The organism is Spirulina subsalsa CS-330, assembly GCF_028330765.1.
Lineage (GTDB): Bacteria > Cyanobacteriota > Cyanobacteriia > Cyanobacteriales > Spirulinaceae > Spirulina > Spirulina subsalsa_A.
This window is the reverse complement of the sequence record NZ_JAQMTY010000226.1, coordinates 1-3324: the sequence shown is the minus strand read 5'-3', so window position 1 is coordinate 3324 and position 3324 is coordinate 1. Positions and strand designations below refer to the sequence as shown.

Genomic DNA, 3324 nt, shown 5'->3' with positions numbered 1-3324 from the left:
GCGATCGCTACAGCGATCGCACCAAGGCGACCCGACCAAAACGCGGATCAATCTCAAGGCCAATCACCTGCACGATCTTCGATTGACTGCCCTGGGTGAGGGAGTGAAAAAAGGATTGCCCCAAGGGGAGCGTCAGGCATTCTTGAAAGAGGGCAAGGCGATGGTAAGCAGGCAAAAAATTATCTTCCCCAATCCGGAGCGAGGCCTCGTTATAAAACGCCAATTGCGCTTCATGGTTGAGGATACCCGCCGGCTGGGCGCATTGCTCGCACCATCGCAAGGCCAAGAACCATTTCGCCTCGGACAATCGGCAGTACACCCGCTTCGGATTAGGATGCTCTAACACGCGATAGCCGTTCTCACAAGAGACAATCGTGCCTCCCAAAAAGCCAAAAATCGTTCCGACTGCATCATTCATCATGGTGTTATGGTCGCTGTCCTAACATTGCACCGGATTACATCGTCCGTCACTCAAAACACACTCATTATTCACCTCTTCAAGCTTACGAATAGAGTGGAGAGATTGGCGCAAAATCACTGAAAGAGTTAACAAATTGGTCAACTATGCTACAGTGATGACACTCAATCGGCTCTGGTCGGGATCAGCGATCGGATGAGAAGGGGAAAGCCTAGTGAAAAACTAGCACTGTCGCGCAACTGTGATGGGTTTTAGGCCCTTAGTCAGGATGCCCGCCGATGAGGGAAATGGTCTGGTATTTTGAGAATTCAATGTGTTTTAAGGACTGCGCGAAACAGTCGGAGATAATTTAGATGAGTCAGATACAGCAACGGTTGCGGATTTTGGGTCTTTGTGGCGCGATCGCCCTCCTCTTCAAAAGCCAAGCCGCCTACGCCCACCATCCCTTTGGGGGCACAACTCCCACCACGGCCTTCACAGGATTTTTATCCGGCCTGGGCCATCCGGTGATTGGTGTGGATCATTTTGCCGTTGTGATTGCAACGGGTTTGTTGGCCGCCCTCTATGGTCGGCGCGGTTTGGTGATTCCCTTGGCGTTTATGATCACGACGATGCTCGGAACTGGGATGCATTTACAGGCGGTGGATTTACCCTTTGCGGAAACCGCGATCGCTGCCTCGGTGCTCGGTGTTGGTGTTTTATTGGCGATCCCTCAACGGCTGCAATGGTTGGCCGTGGCGGCGATCGCTGCCCTGGCCGGTATTTTCCACGGCTACGCCTACGGAGAAGCGATCGTCGGCGCAGAAATGACTCCGTTGATGGCCTATCTGGCGGGATTTGCGACGATTCAAGGCGCGATCGCCCTCAGTGTCGCCCTCACCGCCCGACAACTTTGGCAGAATCTTGATACCACCAAAGCCCTGCCGCTCCGCTTCGCCGGCTTTACCTTGGCGGGTGTGGGTTTAGCCTTCCTCTCGTCGGCTGTGCTCGGTTAATCTCGCGCAAAGTACGCTAATCCTTGCAGGGCATGAGCAGATCATGCCCTTTTGTGTCTCTATTGCGCTGCACAATCCATCCAACCTATCCTTTATTTCTCAATTCACGATGCATAAAATTCCTGTGACGGTGATTACTGGTTTTCTCGGTGCGGGCAAAACGACCCTAGTTCGCCACTTGCTCCAAAACAATCACGGCCGCCGCATTGCGGTGTTGGTGAATGAATTTGGCGAGGTGGGGATTGATGGCGACCTGCTGCGATCGTGTCAGGTGTGCGATGAGGAGGATGAGCCGATAACTAATATTGTCGAACTCACGAATGGTTGCCTCTGCTGCACCGTGCAAGAGGAGTTTTATCCCACGATGCAGGAATTGTTGAAGCGGCGCGATCGCCTTGACTGCATCCTCGTGGAAACCTCCGGCCTCGCCCTCCCCAAACCCCTGATCCAAGCCTTCCGCTGGGACGACATCCGCAACGCCGCCACCGTGGACGGCGTGATCACCGTCGTAGACTGTGATGCCCTCGCCGCCGGGACATTAGTGGGGGATCTCGATGCCCTCGAAGCCCAACGCCAAGCCGATCCCAACCTCGACCACGAAACCCCGATCGAAGAACTCTTTGAAGATCAACTCGCCTGTGCTGACCTGGTGCTGTTGACGAAAACCGATCGCGTTGATACCGCCACAGCCACCAAAACCCAAGCCTGGCTCCAATCCCAAATCCCAGCAGGGGTGAAGATTGTCCCCTGCGGCCACGGTCACATTGATGCTAACGTGCTCCTCGGTTTTAACGCTGCCGTTGAAGAACACCTCGACCAACGCCCCAGCCATCACGATCACGAAGAAGAGCATGATCATGATGACGAAATCAACGCGGTGCAGTGGGTCAGCGATCGCCCCCTCGACCCCGTCGCCCTGATTGAGCATCTCCAAACCCTCGTTCAACAGCACGAAATCTATCGCATTAAAGGCTTTGTCGCCGTTCCCCACAAGCCGATGCGCCTCGTCTTGCAAGGGGTGGGCAATCGCTTCGACTCCTTTTACGATCGCCGCTGGCAACCCGACGAACCCCGCCAAACCCGCCTCGTCCTCATCGGCCGGGCGTTAGGAGAAGCGGAAATGGTGCGATCGTTAGAGGCGATCGTCTAACCGCCATCCCATCCTGAACTTGCACGACCCATCCTTAAGGCTGGTGAGCAGCAGGGGGCAAGGGCAACTCAATCCCCACTTTGGTGCTAAGTTCAGTCACATTATCGATAAAAGCGCTGGTTTGTTCGACCACGCTGGGGGCTTGGCTCGAAACGAGCAGGGCGGCACTCCCCAGGGCAATGAGGCGTTTTTTCAGGCGAGAGAGATTGCGTTGTTCAGCGGGCTTGTGGATTTCGGCCTCGACATCTTCGAGGTCAATTTCGATATCTTCTTGATGTTCGGCAGGAAATTGGGCGAGGTTTTGGCGCAGTGCGGCGATCAGTTGTAAGAGTTCTTCGGGGCTGGCCCCGGTGGTTTGGCTGAAGTGGCTGGCGGTAACTTGGGCGTTGTCTTTATTTTCATTGACCACATTGGCAATATTGGAGCTTGAAATCTGTGTGCCGATTTTATCCCGCATCACTTTGTCCCCTGCAAAATTATCGCCTTGGCCGTGTTGATGAATATTGCTTGTCATGGCTGTATCTGTGAAATCGGTAGGTTTGTAATGCAGTTTGATCAGTTGGTCGGTGTGCAGGGGTAGCATTGCGTAGGTTTGCCCATCATCGTCGCTGAATTCAACTTCTTGACATACTCCCCCACTAAACCCTACGGGCTATAGTGGGGGATTCTGAACAGCCAGTTACCTGACCATTTATCCACTCAAACAACGAGAGTTGCAGAGGGTTGCTAGGCTCAACGACTAACGCCATTGATTTATCCTG

4 protein-coding genes and 1 riboswitch are annotated in these 3324 nt (G+C 54.0%); of the genes, 2 read left to right on the top strand and 2 right to left on the bottom strand.

From position 1 onward, the window contains the following. Positions 1 to 7: 7 nt before the first annotated feature. Positions 8 to 421, bottom strand: a complete 414-nt coding sequence (locus tag PN477_RS15615; RefSeq protein WP_272147420.1) for a hypothetical protein — start codon at positions 419 to 421, stop codon at positions 8 to 10. Between the two features lie 149 nt (positions 422 to 570). Then, positions 571 to 712: riboswitch (cobalamin riboswitch) on the top strand. 59 nt (positions 713 to 771) lie between these two features. On the opposite strand from PN477_RS15615, the gene PN477_RS15610 reads away from it, so the two are divergent. Beyond that, the gene (locus PN477_RS15610; protein ID WP_272119539.1) at positions 772 to 1413 is read left to right on the top strand and encodes a HupE/UreJ family protein; all 642 of its coding nucleotides are present in this window, start codon (positions 772 to 774) and stop codon (positions 1411 to 1413) included. A 109-nt stretch (positions 1414 to 1522) separates the two neighbouring features. After that, positions 1523 to 2563 (top strand): cobalamin biosynthesis protein CobW, encoded by a 1041-nt coding sequence (gene cobW, locus PN477_RS15605; RefSeq protein ID WP_272119537.1) that lies wholly within the window; start codon positions 1523 to 1525, stop codon positions 2561 to 2563. Between the two features lie 34 nt (positions 2564 to 2597). On the opposite strand, the gene PN477_RS15600 is transcribed toward cobW, so the two are convergent. Continuing rightward, positions 2598 to 3077, bottom strand: coding sequence for a hypothetical protein (locus tag PN477_RS15600; protein WP_272119535.1), 480 nt, complete (start codon positions 3075 to 3077; stop codon positions 2598 to 2600). Positions 3078 to 3324: the final 247 nt, after the last annotated feature.

Coding starts and splice junctions, on each gene's coding strand:
- PN477_RS15615 (WP_272147420.1), bottom strand. CDS start 421: ATGATGAATGATGCAGTCGGAACGATTTTTGGCTTTTTGGGAGGCACG.
- PN477_RS15610 (WP_272119539.1), top strand. CDS start 772: ATGAGTCAGATACAGCAACGGTTGCGGATTTTGGGTCTTTGTGGCGCG.
- cobW (WP_272119537.1), top strand. CDS start 1,523: ATGCATAAAATTCCTGTGACGGTGATTACTGGTTTTCTCGGTGCGGGC.
- PN477_RS15600 (WP_272119535.1), bottom strand. CDS start 3,077: ATGACAAGCAATATTCATCAACACGGCCAAGGCGATAATTTTGCAGGG.